The sequence below is a fragment of the Spirosoma sp. KNUC1025 genome, assembly GCF_045160025.1.
Taxonomy (GTDB): Bacteria; Bacteroidota; Bacteroidia; order Cytophagales; family Spirosomataceae; genus Spirosoma.
Genome location: NZ_CP087139.1, coordinates 3,643,862 through 3,668,647, shown reverse-complemented (window position 1 = coordinate 3,668,647; position 24,786 = coordinate 3,643,862). Strand labels below are relative to the sequence as shown.

General features: G+C 49.6%; 20 protein-coding genes and 1 pseudogene. 5 read left to right on the top strand and 16 right to left on the bottom strand.

Annotated features, from left to right (window positions below):
* Positions 1-140 precede the first annotated feature (140 nt).
* The 3 genes from LN737_RS16000 to LN737_RS15990 form a co-directional block, all read right to left on the bottom strand.
* Complete coding sequence (locus tag LN737_RS16000) at positions 141-497, bottom strand: T9SS type A sorting domain-containing protein (RefSeq protein ID WP_405510793.1); 357 nt, start codon at positions 495-497, stop codon at positions 141-143.
* Between the two features lie 267 nt (positions 498-764).
* A complete protein-coding gene (locus tag LN737_RS15995; RefSeq protein WP_405510792.1) occupies positions 765-1,142 on the bottom strand; it encodes a hypothetical protein in 378 nt (125 codons plus the stop codon).
* Between the two features lie 55 nt (positions 1,143-1,197).
* Positions 1,198-4,974, bottom strand: a complete 3,777-nt coding sequence (locus LN737_RS15990) for a ThuA domain-containing protein (protein ID WP_405510791.1) — start codon at positions 4,972-4,974, stop codon at positions 1,198-1,200.
* Between the two features lie 128 nt (positions 4,975-5,102).
* Between LN737_RS15990 and LN737_RS15985 the strand changes: the two genes are divergently transcribed.
* Both LN737_RS15985 and LN737_RS15980 read left to right on the top strand, forming a co-directional pair.
* The gene (locus LN737_RS15985; RefSeq protein WP_405510790.1) at positions 5,103-5,567 is read left to right on the top strand and encodes an NUDIX domain-containing protein; all 465 of its coding nucleotides are present in this window, start codon (positions 5,103-5,105) and stop codon (positions 5,565-5,567) included.
* Positions 5,560-5,880, top strand: a complete 321-nt coding sequence (locus LN737_RS15980) for an NrtR DNA-binding winged helix domain-containing protein (RefSeq protein WP_405520427.1) — start codon at positions 5,560-5,562, stop codon at positions 5,878-5,880. Before LN737_RS15985 ends, LN737_RS15980 begins: the two co-directional genes overlap by 8 nt.
* On the opposite strand, the gene LN737_RS15975 is transcribed toward LN737_RS15980, so the two are convergent.
* The 11 genes and pseudogenes from LN737_RS15975 to LN737_RS15925 all read right to left on the bottom strand — a co-directional run bounded on the left by LN737_RS15975 (position 5,877) and on the right by LN737_RS15925 (position 18,241).
* Positions 5,877-6,233 carry a T9SS type A sorting domain-containing protein gene (locus LN737_RS15975; protein ID WP_405510789.1) on the bottom strand — a complete coding sequence of 119 codons (357 nt, stop codon included), beginning with the start codon at positions 6,231-6,233 and terminating at the stop codon, positions 5,877-5,879. The two genes, LN737_RS15980 and LN737_RS15975, sit on opposite strands and share 4 nt — an antisense overlap.
* A 303-nt stretch (positions 6,234-6,536) precedes the next feature.
* Positions 6,537-8,093: a DHA2 family efflux MFS transporter permease subunit gene (locus LN737_RS15970; RefSeq protein WP_405510788.1), complete on the bottom strand. Its 1,557-nt coding sequence runs from the start codon at positions 8,091-8,093 to the stop codon at positions 6,537-6,539.
* A gap of 54 nt (positions 8,094-8,147) precedes the next feature.
* Positions 8,148-9,260, bottom strand: coding sequence for an HlyD family secretion protein (locus tag LN737_RS15965; RefSeq protein ID WP_405510786.1), 1,113 nt, complete (start codon positions 9,258-9,260; stop codon positions 8,148-8,150).
* 21 nt (positions 9,261-9,281) lie between these two features.
* The gene (locus LN737_RS15960; protein ID WP_405510785.1) at positions 9,282-10,613 is read right to left on the bottom strand and encodes a TolC family protein; all 1,332 of its coding nucleotides are present in this window, start codon (positions 10,611-10,613) and stop codon (positions 9,282-9,284) included.
* Between the two features lie 2 nt (positions 10,614-10,615).
* Complete coding sequence (locus LN737_RS15955; RefSeq protein WP_405510783.1) at positions 10,616-11,047, bottom strand: MarR family winged helix-turn-helix transcriptional regulator; 432 nt, start codon at positions 11,045-11,047, stop codon at positions 10,616-10,618.
* A 430-nt stretch (positions 11,048-11,477) separates the two neighbouring features.
* Entirely contained in the window at positions 11,478-12,878 is a 1,401-nt protein-coding gene (gene fumC, locus LN737_RS15950) for a class II fumarate hydratase (protein ID WP_405510781.1), read from the bottom strand.
* A 147-nt stretch (positions 12,879-13,025) separates the two neighbouring features.
* Positions 13,026-13,796 carry an alpha/beta fold hydrolase gene (locus LN737_RS15945; RefSeq protein WP_405510780.1) on the bottom strand — a complete coding sequence of 257 codons (771 nt, stop codon included), beginning with the start codon at positions 13,794-13,796 and terminating at the stop codon, positions 13,026-13,028.
* Positions 13,796-15,136, bottom strand: coding sequence for a family 1 glycosylhydrolase (locus LN737_RS15940; protein ID WP_405510779.1), 1,341 nt, complete (start codon positions 15,134-15,136; stop codon positions 13,796-13,798). Before LN737_RS15940 ends, LN737_RS15945 begins: the two co-directional genes overlap by 1 nt.
* 37 nt (positions 15,137-15,173) lie before the next feature.
* A pseudogene (locus LN737_RS15935) lies at positions 15,174-16,729 on the bottom strand (GMC family oxidoreductase).
* A gap of 28 nt (positions 16,730-16,757) precedes the next feature.
* Positions 16,758-17,372: a gluconate 2-dehydrogenase subunit 3 family protein gene (locus LN737_RS15930; RefSeq protein WP_405510778.1), complete on the bottom strand. Its 615-nt coding sequence runs from the start codon at positions 17,370-17,372 to the stop codon at positions 16,758-16,760.
* A 2-nt stretch (positions 17,373-17,374) separates the two neighbouring features.
* Entirely contained in the window at positions 17,375-18,241 is an 867-nt protein-coding gene (locus tag LN737_RS15925; protein ID WP_405510777.1) for an SDR family oxidoreductase, read from the bottom strand.
* A gap of 319 nt (positions 18,242-18,560) precedes the next feature.
* Between LN737_RS15925 and LN737_RS15920 the strand changes: the two genes are divergently transcribed.
* Positions 18,561-19,034 (top strand): hypothetical protein, encoded by a 474-nt coding sequence (locus LN737_RS15920; protein ID WP_405510776.1) that lies wholly within the window; start codon positions 18,561-18,563, stop codon positions 19,032-19,034.
* Between the two features lie 153 nt (positions 19,035-19,187).
* Here the strand turns inward: LN737_RS15920 and LN737_RS15915 are convergent, their stop codons facing one another.
* Positions 19,188-19,394, bottom strand: coding sequence for a hypothetical protein (locus LN737_RS15915; RefSeq protein ID WP_405510775.1), 207 nt, complete (start codon positions 19,392-19,394; stop codon positions 19,188-19,190).
* A gap of 310 nt (positions 19,395-19,704) precedes the next feature.
* Between LN737_RS15915 and LN737_RS15910 the strand changes: the two genes are divergently transcribed.
* Entirely contained in the window at positions 19,705-21,045 is a 1,341-nt protein-coding gene (locus tag LN737_RS15910) for a sensor histidine kinase (protein ID WP_405510774.1), read from the top strand.
* A gap of 100 nt (positions 21,046-21,145) precedes the next feature.
* On the opposite strand, the gene LN737_RS15905 is transcribed toward LN737_RS15910, so the two are convergent.
* A complete protein-coding gene (locus LN737_RS15905; protein ID WP_405510773.1) occupies positions 21,146-21,292 on the bottom strand; it encodes a hypothetical protein in 147 nt (48 codons plus the stop codon).
* A 1,272-nt stretch (positions 21,293-22,564) separates the two neighbouring features.
* Here LN737_RS15905 and LN737_RS15900 point away from each other — a divergent pair.
* Entirely contained in the window at positions 22,565-24,544 is a 1,980-nt protein-coding gene (locus tag LN737_RS15900) for a C25 family cysteine peptidase (RefSeq protein ID WP_405520425.1), read from the top strand.
* The last annotated feature ends 242 nt before the right edge of the window (positions 24,545-24,786 follow it).

The window sequence follows — 24,786 nt, the reverse complement described above, 5'->3', positions numbered from 1 at the left end:
CACCAATCGAATTGGGAACACTCTCTCATCTGCATTCATCGACTCATATATAAAAATCCGGCGAGCTGCTTTGAATAAAGCTCGTCGGATTCGTGGTTAATGGGTTCCTCAATGCAAGGCCAGCTTTTCAGTCAATACGACTACGATTCCTGCACCACAAAACTCTCATTGGGATTGGCCTGCAGCACAAACTTCTTCACGACGGTTTCGTTACCCACCTTCAGTGTTAGCTGATACGTACCTGCGCCCAGACTCGAAAAGTCAAACTGCCGACTCAGCCCTTTTTGGAGCCATACGGCTGAGTTATAAACCGGCTGACCCGTAGCATCTACAATCGCCAGCTGGCCTTTGGCCTGAAGAGGTTGTACGAACAGCTTGATTTTATGATCAGCTGTCATCACCACACGAGTTTGGGTGGTAGCTTGGGGCGTTGTGGGGTTGGCGAACGATGCGGTTCCAACGGCTAGACCCAGCATCAACATCAGTATTTTTTTCATGGCTTTAGTCAGTAAATGTTTGTTTATCGTGTTTTGATGAAACAAAGTTGACTGAAAAGCTACACCCCTGAAAATCAAAGGTGATGAGTGCCGACATCAGACCGACGAATGTGGATTTTTCCGCGATGAGTTAAAAGCCGCATAGTCTATTCTGTTTCTCCTACCGATTTATAATCTCTAAAGCTGAAATCCGAATTAATCGGAAGGGCGGCAGTAAACAACCGCCCTTCCGATGTCTGGCAAAAGCCACAAAAGCTTATCAGGCGATTACTTCACACGTAGTGCTGTCGATTCAAACATGTTCATCAACGATCCTTTCAAATGCTCATCGTCCACTTTAGCCAGCTCAATAGAAATTACGCCAGCCTGCGCCGTATCAAAAAAAATCGAGAGTTTATCCGCGGCCTCTTCGATTTTTGTAATCGGCGTAACGGGTCTTGTACCAGTTGGATCTTTCAGTTCTCCGGTCAGCTTCCCGTCTTTTCGGACCAGCTCAGTGACCATTTTGGCATCACCTTCGGGTGTGCCGACTATGGTGATTTCCCATTTGCCCGCGAAGAAGTCGGTTGGTGGAGTGGCCTGAGAAAATCCCTTTACGCAAATGCCCAGGAAGAAGATGAACAGAAACAGGCTTACTTTTTTCATTGTAACAATTGGTTTTTAGGTGAAACTTGGTTTTATAATTGGTAAAAGCGTATGATTATTTAGTCCCTTTGAAGGTCATTCCCTGCACCTGAAGCGTTACTGACGTGACCTTTCTGTCGGTATCCCGACCGAATTTGAACACCGTATTGCTATCGCCTTTGAATTCATCGGCTTCAGAACCAGGGGTAAGATCCGCTTCATTGGTACCCGCAATTATGTGCAGGCGGTCTGCTTTGGGCATAATCTCGATGTATTCAAAAGGCAACCCGGTCATTTTGTATTTTCCTGCGTACGCATCCAAATCCTGGGCCGACGGGCCTGATGACGTAGCGGACTGGGGAACGGACGGATTTGAATTACTGCTCGCGGACTGAGCCGTTTGAAATTCCAGGTCTATAAGGACAAACAGAGCCTGGCCTGCGGGAGCTTTATCGTTTTTAAAGACCAGATAAACATCGTGCTCTCCCGTTACGCCCGACAGTTTAGCAACCACTGGTGGCGGCATACTGGTTAAACTTGCTCCGTCGGCAGCACCAATGAAATCTGTTTGACCAATCAGCTTTCCGGTAGGTTCATCCAGGTGCACCTCGATAACACCACCCGCTGCATTTAACTGGGCTTTGGGAGCCGTAGCGGTAAACTTAATCTGGTCGATACTGGTCAGGTCAATATTACTAAACCCAATATTCGACCCTTTCACCGACGCAATGATAACGGTGCCATATTTCATCACGCCGTCAATCTTATCCGCTTTTCCGGCGGGCATCCTGGCACTACGTAGCAGCAGTGTTTTTTCTGCGGTTATTGCCGGTATGCCCTGGCTGCCTTTATCTTTATACGCAGCCCGGACCAGATAACGGCCTTCGCCTTTATCCCCGCTCGGTACGTTCATGGTATAACTTCCCGCTACGGGCAGAGAAGGGGCGGCCTGTTTGGTTTCGGCCAGGCTTAAAATATAGGAAACCATTTCCTGCGCATCAGTCTGAGACAATTGGGGATGGGCACTCATGGCTACTTCTCCCCACGAACCACTGCCTCCGGAAATTACTTTTTTAGCCAGACGTTCAGTTGCACCGGCCTCCCCTTTGTATTTAAGCGCTACCTGCTGATAGGCTGGCCCTACCGATTTCTTCTCGATGCTGTGGCAGGCTTTGCAGTCATTCCCCTCGATCAGGCGGAGTCCCTTGCCGACCTGAGCCACTTCATCGGCGCTACGGTGTCCCTGAGCAATCGCTGCCAGATCATAGCCCTCAGCCAGATAATCGATGGTAACGGCAACTTCATTAGGTTTGATTTTTCCGCTAGCTAGGCTACCATCTTCCTTATCCTGAACTTTCACTTCATAGGAAAACGGTTTTCCTGGAAAGAAAAAAGTCTGGTTGCTGTTTTTGGTTTCAAACGTCAGTACAGGCTCCTCATTACCCGCCATAATCTCCACCGACCGGCTGCTGCTCCCACCTTTGGCATCCGTTACGGTCAGGGTGGCTTTATAAATTCCGGCTTTGTCGAACGTAATAGTGGGGTTCGCTTCTTTGATAATTCGGGGCGCACCTGCTCCTTTAGGGGTTATGGTCCAGACGTAGGTCAGGGCATCGTTGTCAAAATCCTTCGTACCGGCCGACGAAAGTTGGGCCTTGAAAGGGACCGATCCGCCTTTTTTGGAAGTTGCTACCTGTACCTGGGGCTTGCGGTTACCGCCGTTGTATTCGATACGTATCAGCCGGGCATCGTCGTTTTGCGTAAACCAGCCGCTACCGTACTCCAGCATATACAAATCACCCTCTGGACCAAACTCCATATCCATCGGGTTGGAGAATTTATAGCTGGGCATTATCCGCTCCATCGATTGGTAGTTGCCATCTTTATCCAACGTAACGGCCATGAGCCAGCCACGCATCCATTCATACGTAATCAGTTTGCCATCATAATAATCCGGGAAAGGCCGTTTAGCAGAGCCGAACTGATCTTTGTAATAAACCGGACCAGCCATCGCCGACCGACCACCCGATCCTACCAGCGGAAATTCCTTCGATTCGGCGTATGGATACCAGATAAAGGCTTTTTGGGCGGGCGGTAGCTCATTTAGCCCCGTGTTGTTGACTGATTTGTTGATCGGTTTTGCGGGATCGTATAACGGTCCCGACTGGCCAGTAGCGAAGTCGTATTGATGGTATGGTTTATTATCGCCGACAAAATAAGGCCAGCCGTAATTACCGGCCTTTCTGGCCTGTCCAACTTCATCCTGCCCGGCTGGTCCCCGCTCCTCCTTGGGCTGAGAGGCATCCGGACCGATGTCTCCCCAGTATAGGAAACCGGTTTTTGCATCCACCGAAATCCGAAACGGGTTGCGGTGCCCCATCGTGTAAATTTCGGGACGGGTTTTGGAAGTTCCTTTAGGAAACAGGTTGCCTTCCGGGATCGTATAGGTACCGTCAGCTTCGGGGTGAATACGAAGGACTTTGCCACGCAGGTCATTCGTATTGGCCGAGGTCATCTGGGCATCGAATGGTGAACGACCCGGACGCTCATCCGACGGACTATAGCCATTGGATTGCTGCGGATTGATATTGTCGCCGGTTGAGATGTATAAATTCCCTTTAGAATCGAACGTTAGCGAGCCACCGGCATGACCACTGATTTCGCGTTGCGTCGCTACGTCCAGGATAACTTTTTTAGAACTCATCACCAGCTCATCGCCCTTTAATTCGTAGCGAACCAGGCTATTTTTGGCTTCCTTGCCTTCCGGGGAGTAATACAGATAGAGCCAGTGATTCTGCGAAAAATTCGGGTCTTTGGTTATCCCCAACAGGCCGCCTTCATCCTCACCAACTTTCCCTTCCTTATCGGTAACCTTGGTATTCACCGGAATGTGGGCAATTACGTTCAGTTTGCCGGTCGTCGGGCTGAAGAGTTTAACATCTCCCCTGCGTTCAACCAACAGAACGCGGCTGTCGGGCAAAACAACCAGTTCCATTGGCTCGTTAAGCTTCTCAGCCAGTACCACTTTTGAGAACCGGTTTTCTTCGGGTAGCCGTTTCGTTTTCGCCTTCGTATAATCGAGCGGCTTCGGTGAGTCGCCCCCCATTACGTAGTGTAAGCCCGCACCCAGATGCCGCAAAAACAGGGGTTCCGAGAACGTAGCATCGGTGTGGCCACCCGCCGTGTAGAATGAACGTCCACCCTCAAATTCCTGATACCAGGCCATCGGGTGATTGTCGCCATTAGTGCCCCCTTTGTAGGTTTTCTCGTCAATGGTCAACAGCACATGCAGGGCAGGGCTGATGTTTTTAAAGGAATAAAATTCATCTTCCCGCTCCCAGCGCTCCGGCAGGAAACTCGTGGCCGGATTCTTTTTATCCGCGACGACGAACGTACCTTTCTGCACATTGTCGGGCATGGGGTGATTGGCAAACCAGGCACCGGCCAATTTATTATACCAGGGCCAGTCGTATTCCGTATCGGTGGCGGCATGAATGCCCAGATACCCCCCACCGGCCTGGATATATCGTTCAAAAGCATTCTGTTGCTGTGGATTCAATACGTCGCCGGTCGTGCTCAAAAAGACAACCGCCCGGTAGCGTTTCAGATTTTCTTCGTTGAATCGGGCCGCATTCTCCGTGGTATCCACAACGAAGCCTTTCTCCTTACCCAGTTGAAAGAGCGCTTTCTGACCCGCGCCGATGGAGGCATGACGAAATGCAGCTGTTTTGCTAAACACAAGAATGCGGTCAGGGTCTTTGACGGCCACATACGACCATAGACCAGTAGCCAAAAGGCCGATCAACGTAGTGCCGACCAGCCAGCGAAGAGGATTAGGAATACCGTTTATCATCGGAATTTACCAGACTATTTAGCGAAAATTTTGAACAAAACTCAAAAGCGTAAATTTTACGGATTAAAGATAAAAGGAATTTTTCTAATTGGTAAAATATACGGAATAGTTTATTTTATCTTTGACTTATGAATTCGGAAAAAGAAGTGCTCGACTTTGTCAAAAACGGCCATCAGCAGTACCTACCACACCTCAGCATTGATCCAGTCATTTTTGGCTATCACGATCAACAGCTAAAAATTTTACTACTTAAATGGAAGGGGTACCAGGGCTGGGGGCTGCCCGGTGGTTTTATCAAGCGTAGAGAACCGCTAAGCCAGGCTGCCCATCGGATATTACAGGAGAGAACAGGCTTACAGGATTTGTTTCTTCAGCAGTTTCACGTATTTGGGGATTCGCCTTACCGGCTTCAGGAACGGAGCGCCTGGGAGTTCAAAGAAAAATATGGCCTTGACGTTGACGACGATAACTGGTTGTTTGAGCGAACCTTGTCGATTGGCTACTTTGCCCTGGTAGATTACTCGAAAGTGAGCGTCCGGACAGACTTTTTCACCAGAGGATTTCAAATGGTGGGATGTAAACGCCATTCCTGATTTATTATTCGATCACAATGAGGCCGTAGACAAAGCTCTGGCAACCCTGCGTCTTCAGATTTACCACCAGCCAATTGGGTATAATCTGTTACCCGAAAAATTTACCCTGCCGGAAATTCATACGCTGTACGAAACGATTCTGGGAAAAGAACTGGATCAGCGCAATTTTTCGAAAAAGCTCGTAAGCCTGGGGCTGATCAAAAAGTTAAACGAACAGCGGGCTATCGGTCCCCACAGGTCTCCCTATCTGTATCAGTTTGAGAAGGAAACCTATGAGGATGCGTTAAAACAGGGCATTGTTCATACGTATTAAGATTCCTGCACCACAAAACTCTCATTGGGATTGGCCTGCAGCACAAACTTCTTCACGACGGTTTCGTTACCCACCTTCAGTGTTAGCTGATACGTACCTGCGCCCAGACTCGAAAAATCAAACTGCCGACTCAGCCCTTTTTGGAGCCATACGGCTGAGTTATAAACCGGCTGACCCGTAGCATCTACAATCGCCAGCTGGCCTTTGGCCTGAAGAGGTTGTACGAACAGCTTGATTTTATGATCAGCTGTCATCACCACACGAGTTTGGGTGGTAGCTTGGGGCGTTGTGGGGTTGGCGAACGATGCGGTTCCAGCGGCTAGACCCAGCATCAACATCAGTATTTTTTTCATGGCTTTAGTCAGTAAATGTTTGCTTATCGTGTTTTGATGAAACAAAGTTGCCACGAAAGCTACACCCCTGAAAATCAAAGGTGATGAGTGCCGACATCAGACCGACGAATGTGGATTTTTCCGCGATGAATCACAAAATGATTCGCAGCTGCTGCGCTTCCTATATAAACGATAGGCCACGGTAACTCCCTGACAATCTCTGTTTTTGACTATAAAAAAACATCGGACAACCTACTGGTCATCCGATGTCGAGTTGAAACAACAAACGAACAAAAACACTCAAACGCTTTTTTATTTCTCTATCTATTCCATCACCATTTCGGTATGGGCTGAAGCCTGAATTTTTTTGCCGATGAAGAGCAACAGCAGCGGCACACAAACCAGAAAGAACCCACCGATAATCAGGAATGAATCGGCGTACGTCATCACCAGCGCCTGCTTAATAACAGCCCCCTGCATAACGCCATAGGCTTTACCGGTGGCGGTTACCAGGGCGTCTCCTTTCGACAGGAACAGGCTTGTATATTGTCTGATCCGCTCGGCAGAAAGTGGGTTATAAATCGAAATGTTATCGGCCAGACGGGATGAATGCAGCACCGTACGGGTCGAAATGTAGGTGGTCATGATGGCCGTCCCGAACGTACCACCCAACTGACGAATCATACCCGTTAAGGCTGACCCTTGCGGAATCTCGATGTTTTTCAGATCAGCCAACGTAATGGTAGTCAATGGAATGAATATTAAGCCCATACCAATTCCCCTAACAATAAGTGGCCAGAAGAAATAGTCTGGACCAGCTACCAGGCTGATGGTTGATAAGTCGAAACAGAAGCCAAAGAACATCAGAAAGCCAATGGCAGCGTACCAAACAGGGGATATGTAATTCTTACTGAGCAATCCCCCCACGATAGGCATCATCAAACCAGTTGCGATTGAACCGGGCATGAGTAATAAACCCGTTTGGCTAGCCGTAAAACCCAGAATGGTCTGACAGAAAACCGGGATGATAAATACAGAAGCAAACAGACCAAACCCAAGAATGAAGTTAAACAACGTACCAACGGCGAACCGACGCTGACGTAACAAACTCAGGTCCAGAATCGGTAGTTTAACGGCCAGTTGCCGCCAGATAAACCCGATCAGTCCAACCGCAGCAACGATAGACATGATGACGATAAACTCCGAGGTGAACCAGTCTTCTTCCTGCCCTTTTTCCAGCACGATCTGTAGTCCACCAATGCCCATGGTCAGGAGTATGAGCGCCAGCCAGTCCATCTTACCCGCTTCGACCTTCTCGGCAGGTTCTTTGATAAACAGGTACGTTAGCACGGTAGCCGCTATACCAAACGGAATATTGATATAGAACACCCAGTTCCACGATAGATTGTCGGTGATGTAACCGCCAAGCGTTGGGCCAATGGATGGACCAATAATAACGCCCATCCCGAATATGGCGTTGGCAATACCAAGCTGCTCCTTCGGGAAGGTTTGAATCAGAATGGATTGAGCTGTAGTTAGTAAGCCTCCGCCCCCAATGCCCTGTACCACCCGGAAAAACACCAGCTCCCAGACGTTGGTCGACGTACCGCAGAAGATGGAAGCAATGGTAAACAGCACAATCGACGCTGCGAAATAATTCCGCCGACCGAGTTTGGCTGTTAACCAGCCCGACATGGTAATCATGACAGCACTGGCCGCTGCGTAACCCGTTACCACCCAGCTGATATCGCCGAGGGATGCGCCGAGGTTACCCATCATCTGGTTCAGCGTAACGTTAACGATCGACGAGTCAATGGTCTGTAACAGAGCCGCTGTCGTAACCGTCAGCACGACGATCCATTTATCAAATCCTAATTTCATGATAGATTGATTTAGTGATGTCGGGTTTGAGAACCCGACACCACGCATGACCAATTATTTCCCTTGCAGATCAACGGCTACGTTGACGCTCATACCCGGACGGATTTTTGCGTAAAGCGGGCTGTTTTTATCCAGATCGATACGTACCGGAATACGTTGCACAACTTTTACGTAGTTGCCTGTAGCATTGTCGGGAGGAAGCAGCGAGAATTTAGCGCCCGTTGCCCCGGCAAATGAACCCACATGACCCGTCAGTTTTTCACCACCGAAGGCATCTACGTCGATATCGACTACCTGACCCGGCTGCATCTGCTTCATCTGTGTTTCCTTGAAGTTAGCCGTTACCCAAAGATTTGAGTTGCCGACTACCGAACAGACAGCCTGACCAGCCTGAACCAGTTGACCGATCTGAACCGACCGTTTCGAAACAATACCCGCAACCGGAGCCCGTACGATGGTATACGACATTTGCAGTTTTGCCAGGTCAAGATCAGCCTGACGCTGTTTGATAGCTGCCTGCGCTACGGTAATCTGACCTTCAGTAGCCCGGCGTTGCGAATTGGTTACGCCCGTTTGCGAACCTGCTGCGGCCACCTGCGACTGTGCCGTCTGTAACTGAGCCTGAGCGGCCTGAAGTTGAGCCTGAGCGGCATCGCGTTCGGCCTGAACAGCGTCAAATTGTTGTTGTGGAACTGTTTTTTCGGCTAATAACCGGCTATAGCGGTCAAAATCCTGAGCGGCTTTCCGTGCACGCGCCTGGGCAGCTGCTACGTTAGCCTGTGCCGTCGCTACCTGATCGCGGGCGGTTTGAACGCTGGCCTGCGAACTCTGCACCGTTGCCGATGCTACGTTCACCTGTGAGCGCGACACGCCTGCTGCGGCCATAGCACTCTGCAAAGCGGCCTGTGCCTGATCCAGCCGAATCCGATAATCAGCATCGTCCAGCACAAAGAGCGTATCGCCTTCCTTAACGGACTGGTTGTCTTTAAACCGAATTTCTTTTACGTATCCGCTTGCTTTCGGAATGACCGGGTTTACATCCCCGTCAATCTGAGCATCATCAGTTGTTTCGTGGCGTTGCAGGTAGCGAAATTCGCTGTACCCGAAAAAGAGGGCAATGGCCAGGACGAGGACGCCCCCTACGCGGAATAAAGTTTTCTTATCCATGATTGTGTCGGTTATCCGAGATTATTTGAGGTTAGAACCCGTAGCTTTCAACAGACGCTGATAGGCCAGTTGCGCATCTACAGTTGCATTGATTACGTTGAGTTGTGCCTGTAATAAGAAGCTGTCGGCTTCCAGCAGATCCGTTGACCCGACAAGCCCATTGCGGAATCGCGATTCCGTCAGGCGGTAGTTTTCCTGCGCCTGGCCAACGGCCGTGCGGATTACGTTTTGCTGCTCCAGCGCCAGTTGATAGTTGTTGTAAGCCGTTACTACTTCCGACCGTATCTGATCGGTCTGCTGCTGCCCCTGAAGTGCCGCCTGATCGATGGCGGTTTGCGCACTGTGCAGTTTGCCCTTCATGTTATAAAGCGAGCCGATGTTGTAGGTAATCCCCGCGCCCAGGTTCCAGGCACTGATAAACGAACTGCCTTCAGGAATAAGCCGGGCCGTAGGGTTGATGTAGTTGTACCCTGCCGACACGCCCAGGTGCGGATACATGGTGCTTTTCGTGTTCCGTAACAACTGTTGCGCCGACTGCACACGTAACGCATTGGCTTCTACCTCCGGACGAGTCTGAACAGCCCGGTCCAAGAAAGAACTTAAGGTTTCAGCCGCAACCGTCGGATTAGTCAGTGTCGTATCGATAGCAATTATCTGATCGTCGGGCAGGCCAACGAGCAAATTGAAATTATAGAGGGCGGTCTGACGCGCTTTCTCGACCTGTAGGCGGCTCAGATTCAGGTTATTTTTCTGCAACTGAATCTTCAACACTTCATTGGCCGTTACAACGCCTTCTTTCTGAAGACTTTGGGCTTCGCGCTCCTTTTCGTCAAACTGCTTGATATTCTGCTCGATAACGCCAATCGAACGGGCTAGTTTAACAATGTTATAATACGCTTCCGATACTGTGTACACCAGTTCGGAGCGGTTACGCTGAGCATCCAGATGACTGGCTTTTGCCAGGAGTTCAGCTGATTTCTCGGCCGATTTTTCGGCAAAGCCACCAAAAACTTCTTTGCTGATGGTAGCGCCCCCCATCGTAGCGTTGAAGGCGCCTGCCGGTATACCAAAAAGAGCTTTGCCGTCATCGCCCTGCCCGAATGCAAATGGGCCGGTCAGGCTATAGCGTGAATAAGCCAGCGACGCATTGGCCGTTGGTAAACTGCGGTCTTTAGCCTCCTGTAAGCGAGCTTCGGCAGCCTGCGTACGCGAATCGGCGATCTTGATTCCCTTGTTGTTTTGCAGGGCCAGTTCAACGGCCTTTTCAAGGGGCATTTGGGTTGGTGCGGGTTGCGCAACTGCCAGGCTCAGGCCCGTCAGCACCATACCAACACTCATTACGTACTTTTTCATAATCAGCGATTTCTAATTTTATCGAGTAGTGTATTCATCGTTTTGGCCTCTTCATCAGTCAGGTGACTAACGATCGACTCAAAATCCCTGAACTCTAAAGCGACCCGGCCTACAAACTGATACGATTCCTCTGTCAGCCGCAAATTCACTCGTCGGCGGTTTGTTGAATCGACTTCACGTACCACCAGATTTTTGGCAACCAACCGGTCGATCAATCGGGTCATATCGGAATTCATATCGGTCATTTTTTCCTTCAATTCCCCTGCTGTCAGACTCCGGGGAAATACATCCGAAAGCAGACGAAGGGCCTTGTACTGTTGAACCGATAGATCAAACGGGGCCATTTTCTGCTGGAAGTGATTAAAAATGTAACTGTCCGTTTTGTGCAGATTGATGATGAGCCGGTGGTATTCGTTTCGGAATTGACTTTCCATTGTGTTTCTAACAAGCGTGACAAAAGTATAACCAATATTTGTTTAAACAAATTTCGTTTAAACAGTAAAAATTATGCCATTATCTCATCCCGGAATAGTAACACAGAAAAATGCTTTGATTAGTCCAATAATATCGCGCTATCAGAATAATACAAAAGCAGACAGCCTGAAAATTCGTCTAAATGGGCATTTATCAGGCGTTGGGCGTAAAAAATTTTAACAGTTTTTTAATAGATCAGATTCTCTAAAATCGGTCCTGACGGAGTTCTTGAGCCGCTTGACAAAGAGTATATTCTACGTGTTGTTTTATTAGCCTATTCCTAGTAGTTTATCGGTAGTGATTTGGGTAAACGAGATTATCTGACAAGACCGCCTGAACAAAAAAAGACCCCATTGCTGAGGTCTTCCAAATTATCTGATCAAGCAGAGTTTACTTAATCTCCCCTACCATCTCTTTGGGTTTTACCCACTCGTTGAATTCGTCTTCGGTCAGGTAACCAAGTATAAGGGCCGTTTCTTTCAGCGTCGAACCGGTTTTATGAGCAGTCTGCGCAATTTCGGCCGCTTTGTAGTAGCCGATTTTGGTGTTCAGCGCCGTAACCAGCATCAACGACGAATCGACGTGTTTTTTGATATTGGCTTCAATGGGTTCAATGCCTTCTGCGCACTTGTCGTTGAACGATACGCAAACATCGCCAATCAAACGGGCCGAGTGCAAAAAGTTGTAGATCATCACCGGCTTGAACACATTCAGTTCGAAGTGGCCCATTGCCCCACCGAAATTGATGGCTACGTCGTTGCCCATCACCTGCGCGGCCACCATCGTCATGGCTTCGCACTGGGTTGGGTTTACTTTACCCGGCATGATCGATGAGCCCGGCTCATTATCAGGAATGTGTAATTCCCCAATCCCCGCGCGAGGACCGGAGGAGAGCATCCGAATGTCGTTCCCAATTTTCATGAGGCTGGCCGCTACGGTTTTCAGGGCACCGTGCGCTTCGACAATGGCGTCGTGTGCTGCCAGCGCTTCAAACTTGTTTTCGGCCGTAATAAACGGAAGCCCCGTTAAGACGGCGATGTGTTTCGCTACGTTCTCCGAATAGTTGGGGGGCGTATTGATACCCGTACCAACTGCGGTTCCGCCAAGCGCCAGTTCGCTTAGGTGAGCCAGTGAATTGTTGATAGCCCGTAAACCGTGATCGAGTTGCGATACGTATCCGGAAAACTCCTGCCCTACCGTCAACGGCGTAGCGTCCATGAAGTGCGTCCGCCCGATTTTCACGATGTGCATAAACTGCTTCGACTTAGCGGCCAACGTATCGCGCAGTTTGGTTATCCCCGGAATCGTTACGTCGAGGAGAATTTTATAGGCTGCAATGTGCATGGCCGTCGGGAACGTATCGTTCGACGACTGCGATTTATTGACGTCGTCGTTGGGGTGCAGGTACTTCTTTTCATCGGTGAGCTGGCCGCCATGCAGCACGTGACCCCGGTACGCTACCACTTCATTGACATTCATGTTCGACTGCGTCCCCGAACCCGTTTGCCAGACAACGAGCGGAAACTGATCGTCTAATTTTCCTTCAAGAATTTCATCGCAGACCTGCCCGATTAAGTCGCTCTTTTCTATCGGCAACACACCTGCATCGAGGTTTGTCAATGCAGCTGCCTTTTTGAGGTAAGCAAACGCCCGGATGATTTCGCGGGGCATTTTGTTAATGTCCTGAGCAATTTTGAAGTTCTCAATTGAGCGCTGGGTTTGGGCGCCCCAATAGACGTTGGCCGGCACCTGTACCTGGCCCATCGTGTCTTTTTCGATGCGGTATTCCATGAATAAAGAGCGTAAATGTGAATGAGTGAAAGAGCGTAAGTCGAAGCGTCATCAAACGTTTCTCACAACGGCGAAGGGCTCGTACGTTCTTCCAGTCTGGTAATTACGGGTGCAAATGTAGGAATTCGTTTCGCCACTTAAGACTGTCTAGCGAGCAACTTTATCAGCAATAAACGTAGCCAACTCGTCAGGCTTCTCCCAGGGTAATAAATGCCCGGCCCCGTCGATCACATCGAGCGTAGCGTTTTTCAGATACGGCAGCACCATTCGGCGGTGTACATCGGGCGACAAGTTGCTGTCTGCAGACCCAACAACGATGTGAACCGGTACGGTTACAGCCCCCATTCGGTCGGAAATATTTTCACGGCTGCCTTGTAGTAACCAGGCGTCCCAGGCATGTTTGCTGCTGCGAAGATTATCCGCAATGATCTGTTCCTGTGCTGAGGCCGAAAGGGGAACTGCCGTTATTTTTTCCAGGGTTTCTTCAGCCGCCGACCGTTGACCGTATCCTTCCAGCAACGATTGCCGGTCTTTATCTGGAATCGGTTCCGGAACGGGGGGCGATGGCGACAGCAGGATTAACGATTGCAGCCCGGATGGCTGGCGGGCCGCCAGAGCCAACGCTACTTTTGCGCTCATGGAATGGCCAATCAATACAAACGCCTGACCAGACAGACGTTGAGCCACTGCCTGAATATCGTCGGCCATATCATCTACCGAGTAGCCAGAATTCGGCGCTTCCGAATCGCCAAAGCCCCGTATATCAACTGCTACGCAATGGTACTGGTCCGAAAGTTGATTCATTACGTCCTGCCACTCCAGCGCCGATCCCCCAAAGTAGTGCAGAAAAACAAGCGTTAGCGGGCCGTTGCCCTGCTCGATGACATTGAGCTGAACGCCATTGACTATCTGTTTCATTATACGTTCACTTTCAGTCGGGCGGGCCGTTCGGTTATTTCGAGCATTTCGCCGTAAGGAACGATGGTGATCTGCCCAAACTCTTTCAGCAGACTTTTGTACGCTTCAGCAACCGGGCGGGGTTTGCGGTTCAGGTCGAAGAGACCACATTCATTGACATGATTGTTTAACACACCCAACTGGGTGTCCCAATCAATCTGATCAATCAGGCTATACCACGTAAAGCCCAGTACGGGTACGCCATCCCGACGCATCCGTAGTATACTCACCCATTGTTTATACAGCCAGACTGGTGCCTGATCGGCCTCAAACACATTGGTTTCCGTGTGCATCACCGGCATTCGATAGCGCTCGTAATAATCTTTGGTAATCTCATACCAGCCCAGTACGTCCATAGACGTCTGGATAGACCCGTCGGGTAATTTAATCCGTTCATTCCGACCGTAATAGTCATTGCCCATGATCTGATACCCCGGCGGTTTACCTGCCATAAACCAGTCATATTCAGCGCGGGTCAGGCCGTTGTCCATCATATACATAGCCACCGCGGCAGACGGCTGATTGGCATACAGCAGATCGAGCGACAGGAAGCGGAGTTCGTTTTCGAGCGCAATTTGAGCCGAAGGCGTAGCGCAAAGCTCATGGGTATATTCGGCGCTTTCGCTTTGAACGATAACACAGTCGTTCCGGCGTCGGGCAATCTGCTGATTACCCATTATACTGGCTGCTACGCAGTGCTTCAGGGCTGTCACAAATCCCCGATCTGTTTTAAGCTGTTCATTCCAGACCCCATCCTTAGCACTGATTCGGGCCGTAACGTAGATTTCATTGACGGGCGTATAAAAGCGCACCCACGGATAGCGGTCGGCTACGGCCCCGGCGTATTCAGCAAAGTGGATCGGCAATTCTGGATTCTGGAAATTCCCAATCCAGTCGGGAACGCCAAAGTGCATAAGGTCCAGAATCGGAATAATATCCAGCCGTTTAATTTCGGCCATCACCTCGTCGGTAAAGCTCCAGTCGAATTTCCCCGGCGCTTTATGAACACTGTAATAAGGCAGTCCGTAACGTAGTACCTTCAGGCCCAACTCTTTCACCAGGCCCAGGTCTTCACGCCATCGGTCATAATGCCCACACTCCCGCAACAGGTCGCGCCGGACGCTACCCTGTTTAATAGTTGGATAGGAACATTCGATGCCGGTTGCAAACATAAAATTGCCGGGATTGGCGTCTGGCAAGCCACTCCCATCATGTCCGCTGGCGCCACCAAACTGGTCACCATCATAATTACCGTCACCGTACTGTTTTTTAATAATATCTAAAAACCCCTGTTGAGCCATTGGTTGCGTAAGTAGTGATGAGAAATGGGGTTACAATTTATGCACTCAACCGTTTTCTCTGAGCCAGAAAGCGGTCGGCGGTACGTAATGAGAGCGCCATAATAGTCAGGGCCGGATTCACACTGAGCGCGCTTGGAAACGTTGAGTTATCGCTGATATACAGATTCGGAATATCGAAAGACTGCCCTTCGGCGTTCACCACCGCCCGGTCCGGATCATTACCCATCCGGCAGGTACCGATTATATGGGCATTTCGCGGAAACGCCCATACGTTTCTGGCACCAGCTGCGGCCCAGATATCGCGCATTGTTTTGTCGGCATGGGCAGTCATTCGCTCTTCGCTTTCACCATTTGAAAAATAGATACGTGGTTTGGGTAAACCCCGGATGTCTTTCTCGTCAGCTAGTTCTAAATAATTGTGGGCATAGGGCAGACAGTCGCCCAGAATATTGATACCGGCAACGTGGTTGTATGCCGAAGCCGCGCGTTTCAGTGCCTCGCCCCACAGCCCGCGTCCACGGGCCATCTGCGACAGGTACGTAACGGGCATAACGCCAATGGACTGAAGCAGATAACCACCCACGAAATCAGCCTGCGGAGGGCGGTGGGTATCTTCCGAAATAATGGCACCGGGAATACCTTTGTACGGCCTAACGTCATCGTCAAACTCACCCCAGATTTGCAGGGCTGTATGAGCCATTACGTTACGCCCGACCTGGCCGCTGCTGTTGGCAAGCCCGTTTATCAATAACAATCGGGCCGTTTCGATGGTACCCGCGCACAGAAATACGTACTGGCAACGCTGGCGTTCTTCCTGTCCATTGCGGATATAAACGACCTCCCGGATTCGACCTGAAGAGTCTTTTATTAATTGGGTGACAAAGCACTCTGAGCGAATTTCGGCGCCATGATGAATGGCCAGCGGAATGTACGTTACGTCCATACTTGCTTTGGCGCCGATGGTACAGCCCGCCTGACAAAATCCGCGATTCGCGCAGGCGGGTCGGTGGCCGACACCTTCCTGATAATAACCTGCCGACAGGGCGGCATTGGCGGCTGGTGACGTTTTGATGCCCATTTCGCGGCATCCTTTTTCCATCAACTGCCCCGGTCCGTTAATCGGTAGCGGCCCGAGCGCATAAGCCCGTTTGCGGGCAGGGCCCCACGGATATGGCGATGGCCCGGATACGCCCAGAAACTGCTCTATCTCATCGTAGTAAGGTTCAATCTGATCGAAACCGATGGGCCAGTCCTCGCCTACGCCAAATTCGGTACGTATTCGTAAATCGTCGGGCTGGGCGCGTGGGGTATAGGCCGTATAATGCAGCGTTGAGCCACCAACGCCGATGCCGGAGTTGTTATTTCCGAACGGTAACGGGTCGTTGCCTGCGCTCAGGCGCTCGTCATTCCAGAAAAGCTTATCCTGTGCTTTTTCGTCCGTCGGGAAGTCCTTCCCGGATTCCAGTGCTTACCGGCTTCCAGTGCAACAACCTTTAAACCGGCTCTGGCAAGCCGGGCCAGAAGTGGTGCGCCACCGGCACCGGTTCCAATGACAACGGCATCAACAATTTCGTTTGTAGTGTAATGGGGCATCGTACCGCCTTAACTTGCTGGAAACTACTTATCTATTTGTGAAGGGTTTTGGTTCACGCTTCTCCAGGTTATTCAATCCAATGCGTTGCCAGGTTGGTACGTCAGCCATGCCAACGTAGCCGATCTCTTCCTGAGCCATCGGGTGGCTGTAATACGTTTCAACGGCTTCGGCTAACAGTTCTTCAAAAAAGCGTTCGGCGGGCAGTTTAGACCAGATTTCACCGGGCGCTTCAATACGCTGAACCGCACTCAGCACCTGATCCTGTTTTTCATCGGTCAGCGATTTAAAGGGCTCTCCAAACATCATCAGCGAGGATTCGTCAACGCCTGCCAGACCTTTCCGATACGCATCACGATCATTAGGCATTACGTCGTATCGCCAGCCATTGGATTTATTTTGAGTCAATCGTTCATCAATACCGCCTGCAATGTCAATTGGGTCAGTGCGGTCGGTTTGCGGAACGAGCCGATCACAAATTCGGCGCAGAAGATCAAATTCAGCCGTTGTAAAAAACGTTGGCTGTCGGGCTGGGCTGGTTAGTCGCTCGGTCAGAACCCGACGGGTCGCGGCAGTGACCTGATCCGTTTTGAGCAGGGCCCGAACAGTGCCGTCGGGGTAGCGGTACGTTATGTCTGTCTCCATGATTAGCCTAGCTTTCCGCCCGTTACTTCCACGATGCTGCCGGTCATGAAACTGCCTTCTCCAGACGCCAGCAATACGTACGCAGGCGTCAGTTCTTCGGGCTGACCGGGCCGGGCAAGCGCTACTTCATGCCCAAAATTCTGGACTTCGCTTTCAGGCATGGTTCCGGGAATGTTGGGCGTCCAGACAGGACCCGGCGCTACGCAGTTCACCCGGATGTTACGTTTACCCAACTGAATAGCCAGCGATTTGGTAAACGCGTGAATGGCGCCTTTGGTAGCAGTATAATCGACCAGGATCGGGTTGCCAACAATGCCGACAATACTTCCCGTATTGACAATCGCGTCTCCATCCGTCAGATGAGGTAAAGCGGCCTGAACCATAAAGAAGTAGGCAATGATATTCGTGTCGAACGACCGGCGAAGCTGCTCTTCGGTTATATCTTCAATGTTTTCCTGCGCCATTTGAAAGGCGGCATTATTAACCAGAATATTAAGCTTACCAAATCGCTCAACCGTTTGCCGGACAACCTCTTCGCACTGGCTCTTCTGACGAACATCGGCTTTTAGGAGCAGACATGACCGGCCCTTGCTCTCTACAGTACGCTGGGTATATTTTGCATCATCGGTATTTTCATTGTAAACAACGGCTACGTCAGCGCCTTCCATCGCAAAGGCAATGGCTACTGCCCGACCAATACCCGAGTCGGCACCCGTAATGATGGCGACTTTTCCGATGAGCTTGCCAGCCGGTTTGTAATTCGATAAATCACTATCAGGGACAGGGTTCATAGCCGACTGACGAGCAGGGTACGGCTGCTTCTGGCCGGGAATTTCCTCGGCTTTGGGTCGGAATTCAACTGGATTCATGGGCGATGTTGAGTAAAAAGAAACAGGCAGCTAAGCAGAGCCAGCAGCCTCAGGTTGATAAACCGGCTGTTATCGTTTTTGTTAGCGGTTCGTCAGGTTAGTGGCTTCATGCCGAAGCGAATTAGTCGGAATTTGTTTACCCATCCTCGAATCCGGGAAGCGTTTGAAATTAACTTAAAGATGCCTTCCTATTTATCCATTGAGTAAGAAACACAACCAATTTGTTCGTTAGCGGTTTATATCTCAACAGTCAATACGGTCATTCTTTGGATGACAATGGCCTGACTTACAATGGATAACCCTTTTCGATTTACTACGTATGAAATTTGATATTACCGAAAACCCACTGAAGCAGTTAGGTACGGCAATTGGCGTCGGCATTCTATCCGGGCTGGCTGGTACGGTAGCTATTACGCTCTCACAGCTGATTGAAATGCGCCTGACAAAGCGTCGGCCCAGCACTACACCCGTCGACGCAGTCACTAAAGTGCTGGATGTAAAGGCCATCAAGAAAGACAAGAAAGAAGAAGTTTCCCAGAAAATCCACTGGACTTACGGAACCATCTGGGGCGTTCCAAGAGGTCTTGTCACGCTTACTGGCCTGCACGGATGGCCAGCATCGCTGCTGCATTTTGCCGCCATCACCGGCACAGCCATGACCATGCTCCCTAAACTCGATCTGGCTCCGCCCGTGACGAAGCAGGACCCTAAAACTATCGCTATTGATACGCTCCATCATGCTGTATATGCCCTGGCGAGTGGCCTTACTTTCGACGCAATCAACGGAGAATAGCTGGCTGACAAACGCTACTAATTTTAAACCAATCAGAACAACAGGCAAAAAAGCCGGTTATCCTTTGGAAGGTAAAGAAAAATACAAAATATAATGGGTTACTTTTCTTACTTCAGAGAATTAAGCGTAGAACTATAAGGCGTATCAATTACTTTAAATCATAACAAACATGGCAAAATCTGCATTTTTTCTGCTTTCCCTCCTGGCGTTATCGACAGCCTGTTCCAGCACAAAAACCGAAACAAAAGAGTCGACTGCGACTGTAACCGACAGCAGCTCAACGATGTCGACCGATTCGTCGAGCATGACGAGCGATAGCAGCTCTACAATGTCGACCGACACAACGAAAAAAGATTCCATTAAGTAATCAGATCGACTTAGTCAGCCATTTACGGTACTCCGGTTACGGCAAGATGACGCGAGCACTACGCTGGTGTCAGATTAGCGTAACCGGAGTACCGTTATTTTCTTAGCTATTTCTTTAAAAAGACCCTCGTCACTGAGGGTCTTTGCGTTTTCAGACTATCATGCCGGCCACGAAGTCAACCACAATCAGGTTGGTATAAACCGCCAAGCTTTTGTATCTACCGCTGGTTAACTATTTGGCCATTTATTCATGCAGCTTTATTAATTTTATGCTGTCTTTTTAATCTACAGATAGTAAAGACTTATGGGTTACGAAACCTGGCTGGTTCTGTTTCTGGGTATGATGACGGCGCTTCTCCTGTACAATGTGGTGCAGTGGAGCCTTTACCGCGAACGCATCTACGGATTGTATACGGTGTACCTGCTGGTCTGGCTTGCTTATTTTCCGTTACGTTCGTTTAGTGATTTTCCCGACAATGCCGCTCATTTTATTCGAATTACAGGCCCAATGCTTGCCTACTTCGTTTATTATGACTTTACGATCGCTTTCCTGAATCTTCGTACGTATCGCCCCGGCCTGTTACGTTTGTTTCGTGGGGTTCAAACGGGTTTGATTGCCTATCTCCTGCTTGAAGTCGGTTTTTGCTTTATCACCGACTATTGGCGCCTGCCGGTTCATGAACTCATTCACACTGGCGTCCGGTTGAGTTTGGCTGTACTGTCCGGGTATATTATTGGTACGATTTACCAGCGTAAAGACCCGGTCAGACGATTGTTTATTACGGGATCAGCTCTGTTGGTGCTGGGGGCGCTGACGGCAATGATTCTGACGATGACTCTACCACTCGACGGCCCTGCATATTTCTGGCTGGTTCCGTTAACTTATTTGCAAATCGGCATTGTTCTCGAACTGATCTTTTTTTCGGTCGGCCTGGCGTATCGCCATCGTCGCGATTTGCTGAAAAAGACACTGTTCGAGCAGGCACTAACCCGCGAACGGAAGCAGCGCCAACGCGATTATACAGAAGCCCGGCAGGTTGTAGAGCTGCTTCAGCAGGAAGTCGACGAGATGCATATGCGGGCGCTACAGGCCCAAATTAGCCCGCACTTTCTGTTCAACAGCCTGAATTCGTTATCAGCGCTCATTGCCGACGAACCTCCCAAAGCCGAACAATTCGTTGATGAACTATCCAGCGTGTATCGCTACGTTCTTCAGGCCAATGATCGTGAACTGACATCGCTGGCAATGGAAATGAAATTTATTAATTCCTATTATCACCTGCTGAAAACGCGGTATGGTCAGGGAATTTCCCTTAAAGTCAGCATTAACCCGGCCTATGAGGACCATCTGCTCCCTCCACTTACGCTACAGCTGCTGATCGAAAATGCCGTAAAACACAATATTGTTGCCCAAAATACACCCCTGACGATTCAGATTTTCACGAATAATACGGGTGCGCTGGTGGTCCGTAACAACCTTCAGCGAAAAGGCGCTAACCGCCTTACGTCCACCAAGAAAGGCTTGCAGAACATCAACATGAAGTATAAACTGCTGAATCAGTCGCCACTCGACATTCATGAGTCGGACATTTCTTTCGACGTAATTGTCCCGCTAATTCCGGCGACAGCCCAGATAGCGTTCTGATCAGCTTGCTTATAAACTGATTAATAGTCAGCTCCATACATACTACAAACCCGCTATCGTCGTAACTATAGTACGATGTATACTAAACAGGATCGCCCGTTTAATCGAGTGATCCTGTTATCTTTGAAGGTAAGCCCGTAATACGTTTCGGATCAGCAAGCGGCCAGTGTTCTGTTACACAAACCTGAATACTGCCAAAGGCACCGATCAGCGTACCAGGGCATTCATTAATTGCGTATTCAGGCATGAAGAATTGGCTACTAGTTATTTGTTTTTCATTAAGTACACTGACGTTACAGGCCCAATCGACATTCGGCAACGAATGGATTCGGACCAGTCAAAAATACCTTAAGTTTTCAGTAGCTCAGACGGGCGTTTATCGGGTGAGTTATCAGGATATTCAGGCGGCAGATGCCTCATTCTTACAGACAAACCCCACAAACTGGCAGCTTTTTTTCCGGGGTCGTGAAATAGCGATTCGGGTGGTCGGGGAAAAAGATGGGGTGTTTAATTCGCAGGATTACGTTGAATTTTATGGCGAAGGTAACGATGGCAGTCAGGATTCGCTGCTTTACCGGCCTCAAAAACGCCTTCACCCCTATCAGACGTTATTCTCCGACACGACCGCTTATTTTCTGACTAATGGCGCTACGTCGGTTGGCAAGCGCGTACCCGAACTAAACAATTCAGCTCAGGGTTTATCGCCCGTAAAATTTCATATTCAGGAGACTGTACAGGCATACACCAGCCAGTTTACGTTCAACAATCTGCTCGGTGTTGAACCCTTTCTCCAGCAAAGCTACTACGAACCCGGCGAAGGCTGGTCGGGGCCACTTCTTACCCTTGATTCGGTGGGTGTAGTATCCATGCGGCTTACCGGGCGTGTCACAAACGACTGGCCCATTACGCTGGAAAGCATGGTGAATGGGCGGGATAATACGCTGCACCAGGTTCAGGTAACCCAAAACGCGTCGACCACACCGATGACAACCCTCACATTTTCGGGGTTCGTCAGTCAAACTTTTCAAAGCATCATCAGTCCGGGATCGCTTCAGAACGAACAGCTTGTGCTGCGCTTTAAGGCGATCAAAAATTCGACGATCAACAATTTTTCAATTACCTATGCCCGCATTACGTATCCGCAACTAACGGACATGACGGGCCTGACCAGCAAAGTGTTTCGTCTGGTACCCAATACGGGTTCAACGTCGCTGCTGGCTATTACAAATGCACCAGCCAATGCGCTGGCTTACGATATCACGGATAAAGCAAACTGCCGCTTCATAACTGCACAAACCAGCAGCGATCAGACACAGCTTGTTGTTAGCGAAGCCAACCAGAGCCGGACTCTTTTTGTGACGAGTCAGATCAGCAAGCCTAAGATTAAAGCTGTTCATTTTTCATCGAATTTCCCGAAAGCGACTGACTACGTTATCATAACCCATTCTTCGCTTCGGCAGTCGGCTACAACGTATGCGGCTTATCGGGCGTCGAGCCAGGGGGGCAGTATACACCGTTTATTGTTGAGGCCGATTCGCTGTACGACCAATTCAATTATGGAGAAAGAAGCCCATTGGCGTTACGTCGGTTTGCTGATTTCATGCGGACCAATACGGCTATCAAATACCTGCTTCTGGCTGGGCGGGCAAATAGCTATCCGTATAATCTTAAAACGGCTACCAATGATTTAGTGCCCACAATCGGGTATCCGGGGGCCGATATTCTGCTGACGGCTGGTTTGGGAAATTATTCACCCAATACGCCCGCGATTCCAACGGGCCGGTTAAACGTTATCAGCAACGATCAGGTACTGAGCTATCTGGAGAAAGTTAAGCAATTGGAATCGCCCAGTGCTAACGGCATCTGGCGAAAACACATCATTCATATCAGCGGAGGGAAAACACCCGCCGAAGCGCAGGTGCTACGTTCAACGATGGACGGTTTAAGTACTATATTCGCCAATGGGCAGCTTGGCGGACAGGTCAGTTCATTCGGAAAAAGTAAATTCAGTGAAGAAGTTGAAAAAATCAACATCGCTCCGCTGGTCAACGACGGCGTTAGTCTGATCACCTTTTTTGGTCATGCCGGCCCAGCCATTACCGATATGAATTTCGGGTTTGCATCACCGGTAGAAAATGGCTTTCGGAATACGCACTATCCGCTAATGGTTTTTAATGGCTGTGGTGTAGGTGAAATTTTCTCCAAATACAATACCCTCTCAACGGACTGGCTATTAGCGCCCCAGAAAGGTGCGGGCGTTGTGTTGGCCCACTCCTATTATAGCTATGAACAACCTACGGCCTGGTACATGTCGAGGCTTTACGCCCATATGTACACGGATGCCACTACGCTCGGTATGCCATTGGGGCTGTTGCAACAACGGTTGAACCAGGCCCTCGAAAAAGAGAACATTGGCCCGTACGAAATATCGGTCATGCTCGAAATGATTTTACAGGGTGATCCGGCGGTCAGCATTTATCCACTGCCCAATCCTGACTTTTCCTTTGAACAGAAAGGTATTTACATTCAGTCGAACGTAGTGGGCAGTGCGCTCAAAACCAGCGATTCAATCCGTGTTGTTATGCCGCTGGCTAATATCGGAAAATACGTATCAGGGCAAACGGTTAATGTATCGCTACGTAAAACTACCAGCAACGGCACGACCAGCATTCCGCTAAAGTTTACGTCCTTCCGCTACCGGGATACGCTGGTGTATACCATCCCCCGTGAAGCGACACTGCAAAAACTGGAAGTTGTGATCGACCCCGACAAACAGATTGTGGAGCTGGACAAGGCAAATAATACCGTTACGCTGGCTATCGACTGGTCGCAGGTTCAGGGCAGTAGTTACCCCGGCAATGCGCTGCCAGACGTAGTATCACCAGCCATCAACGTGTTTGTCAATGGCGCCATTCGAGAGAATCAGGCTGTGGTCAACACCACACCACGAGTTGAGATTTATTTGCTGGATCAGAATACCCTTTCTGCAAAAGATACATCGGCTATCGACGTATATTTGAAAAGCTGCGATACGTGTGCGCCACAGAAGATTCCATCCAGTGCACTGTCGGTCACGGCCGTCTCAGACAATCAGTTGCTGGTAACAACCACGCTTGCGTTGCAGGATGGGGGTTCCTACCAACTGATAATTTTCGGGAAAGATGCCGCCGGTAATCAAACGCAGCCGCCCTATGTACTCAACCTAAGCGTTGCTGGAAAAGAAGAACGTATTACGTTCCAGGTCAATCCGAACCCGGCTACGTCGTATGCCCAGTTCGATTTACAACTGAATACGCAGGAACTCCCTACCGATTCCCGCCTGACAATTTATAGTCTGTCGGGGGCTATGGTTTATGACAGTAGTTTCCCAATTGATCCGGGCAAGAACTCGATGCTCTGGCAGGGCGTAGCACCCGGCCTGTATGTGTATTCGCTCCGGTTAACCTGGAAAGAAGGTCGGACTGAAACGTATCGTGGGAAAGTAATCTGGCAGAAATAAATGGATGCCTGGCTAGTTTAAGCGGTTTTTCCAAAATAACTTGGTCGTTTAAACTTTTTCTTTCCAGCCAAAAATCGGTGTCTTCTGTCATTCCTACGCCAGGAGGAATTTCAACGTTGCGTATAAGTCAAGCTTGAGATTCCTCCTGGCGTCGAAATGGCAAAAACACAATTTGATAAAAAATACTTTTTAACTATACAAATAGTTAGATAGTTTACCGGGCTATATTCCGGGCACACCCG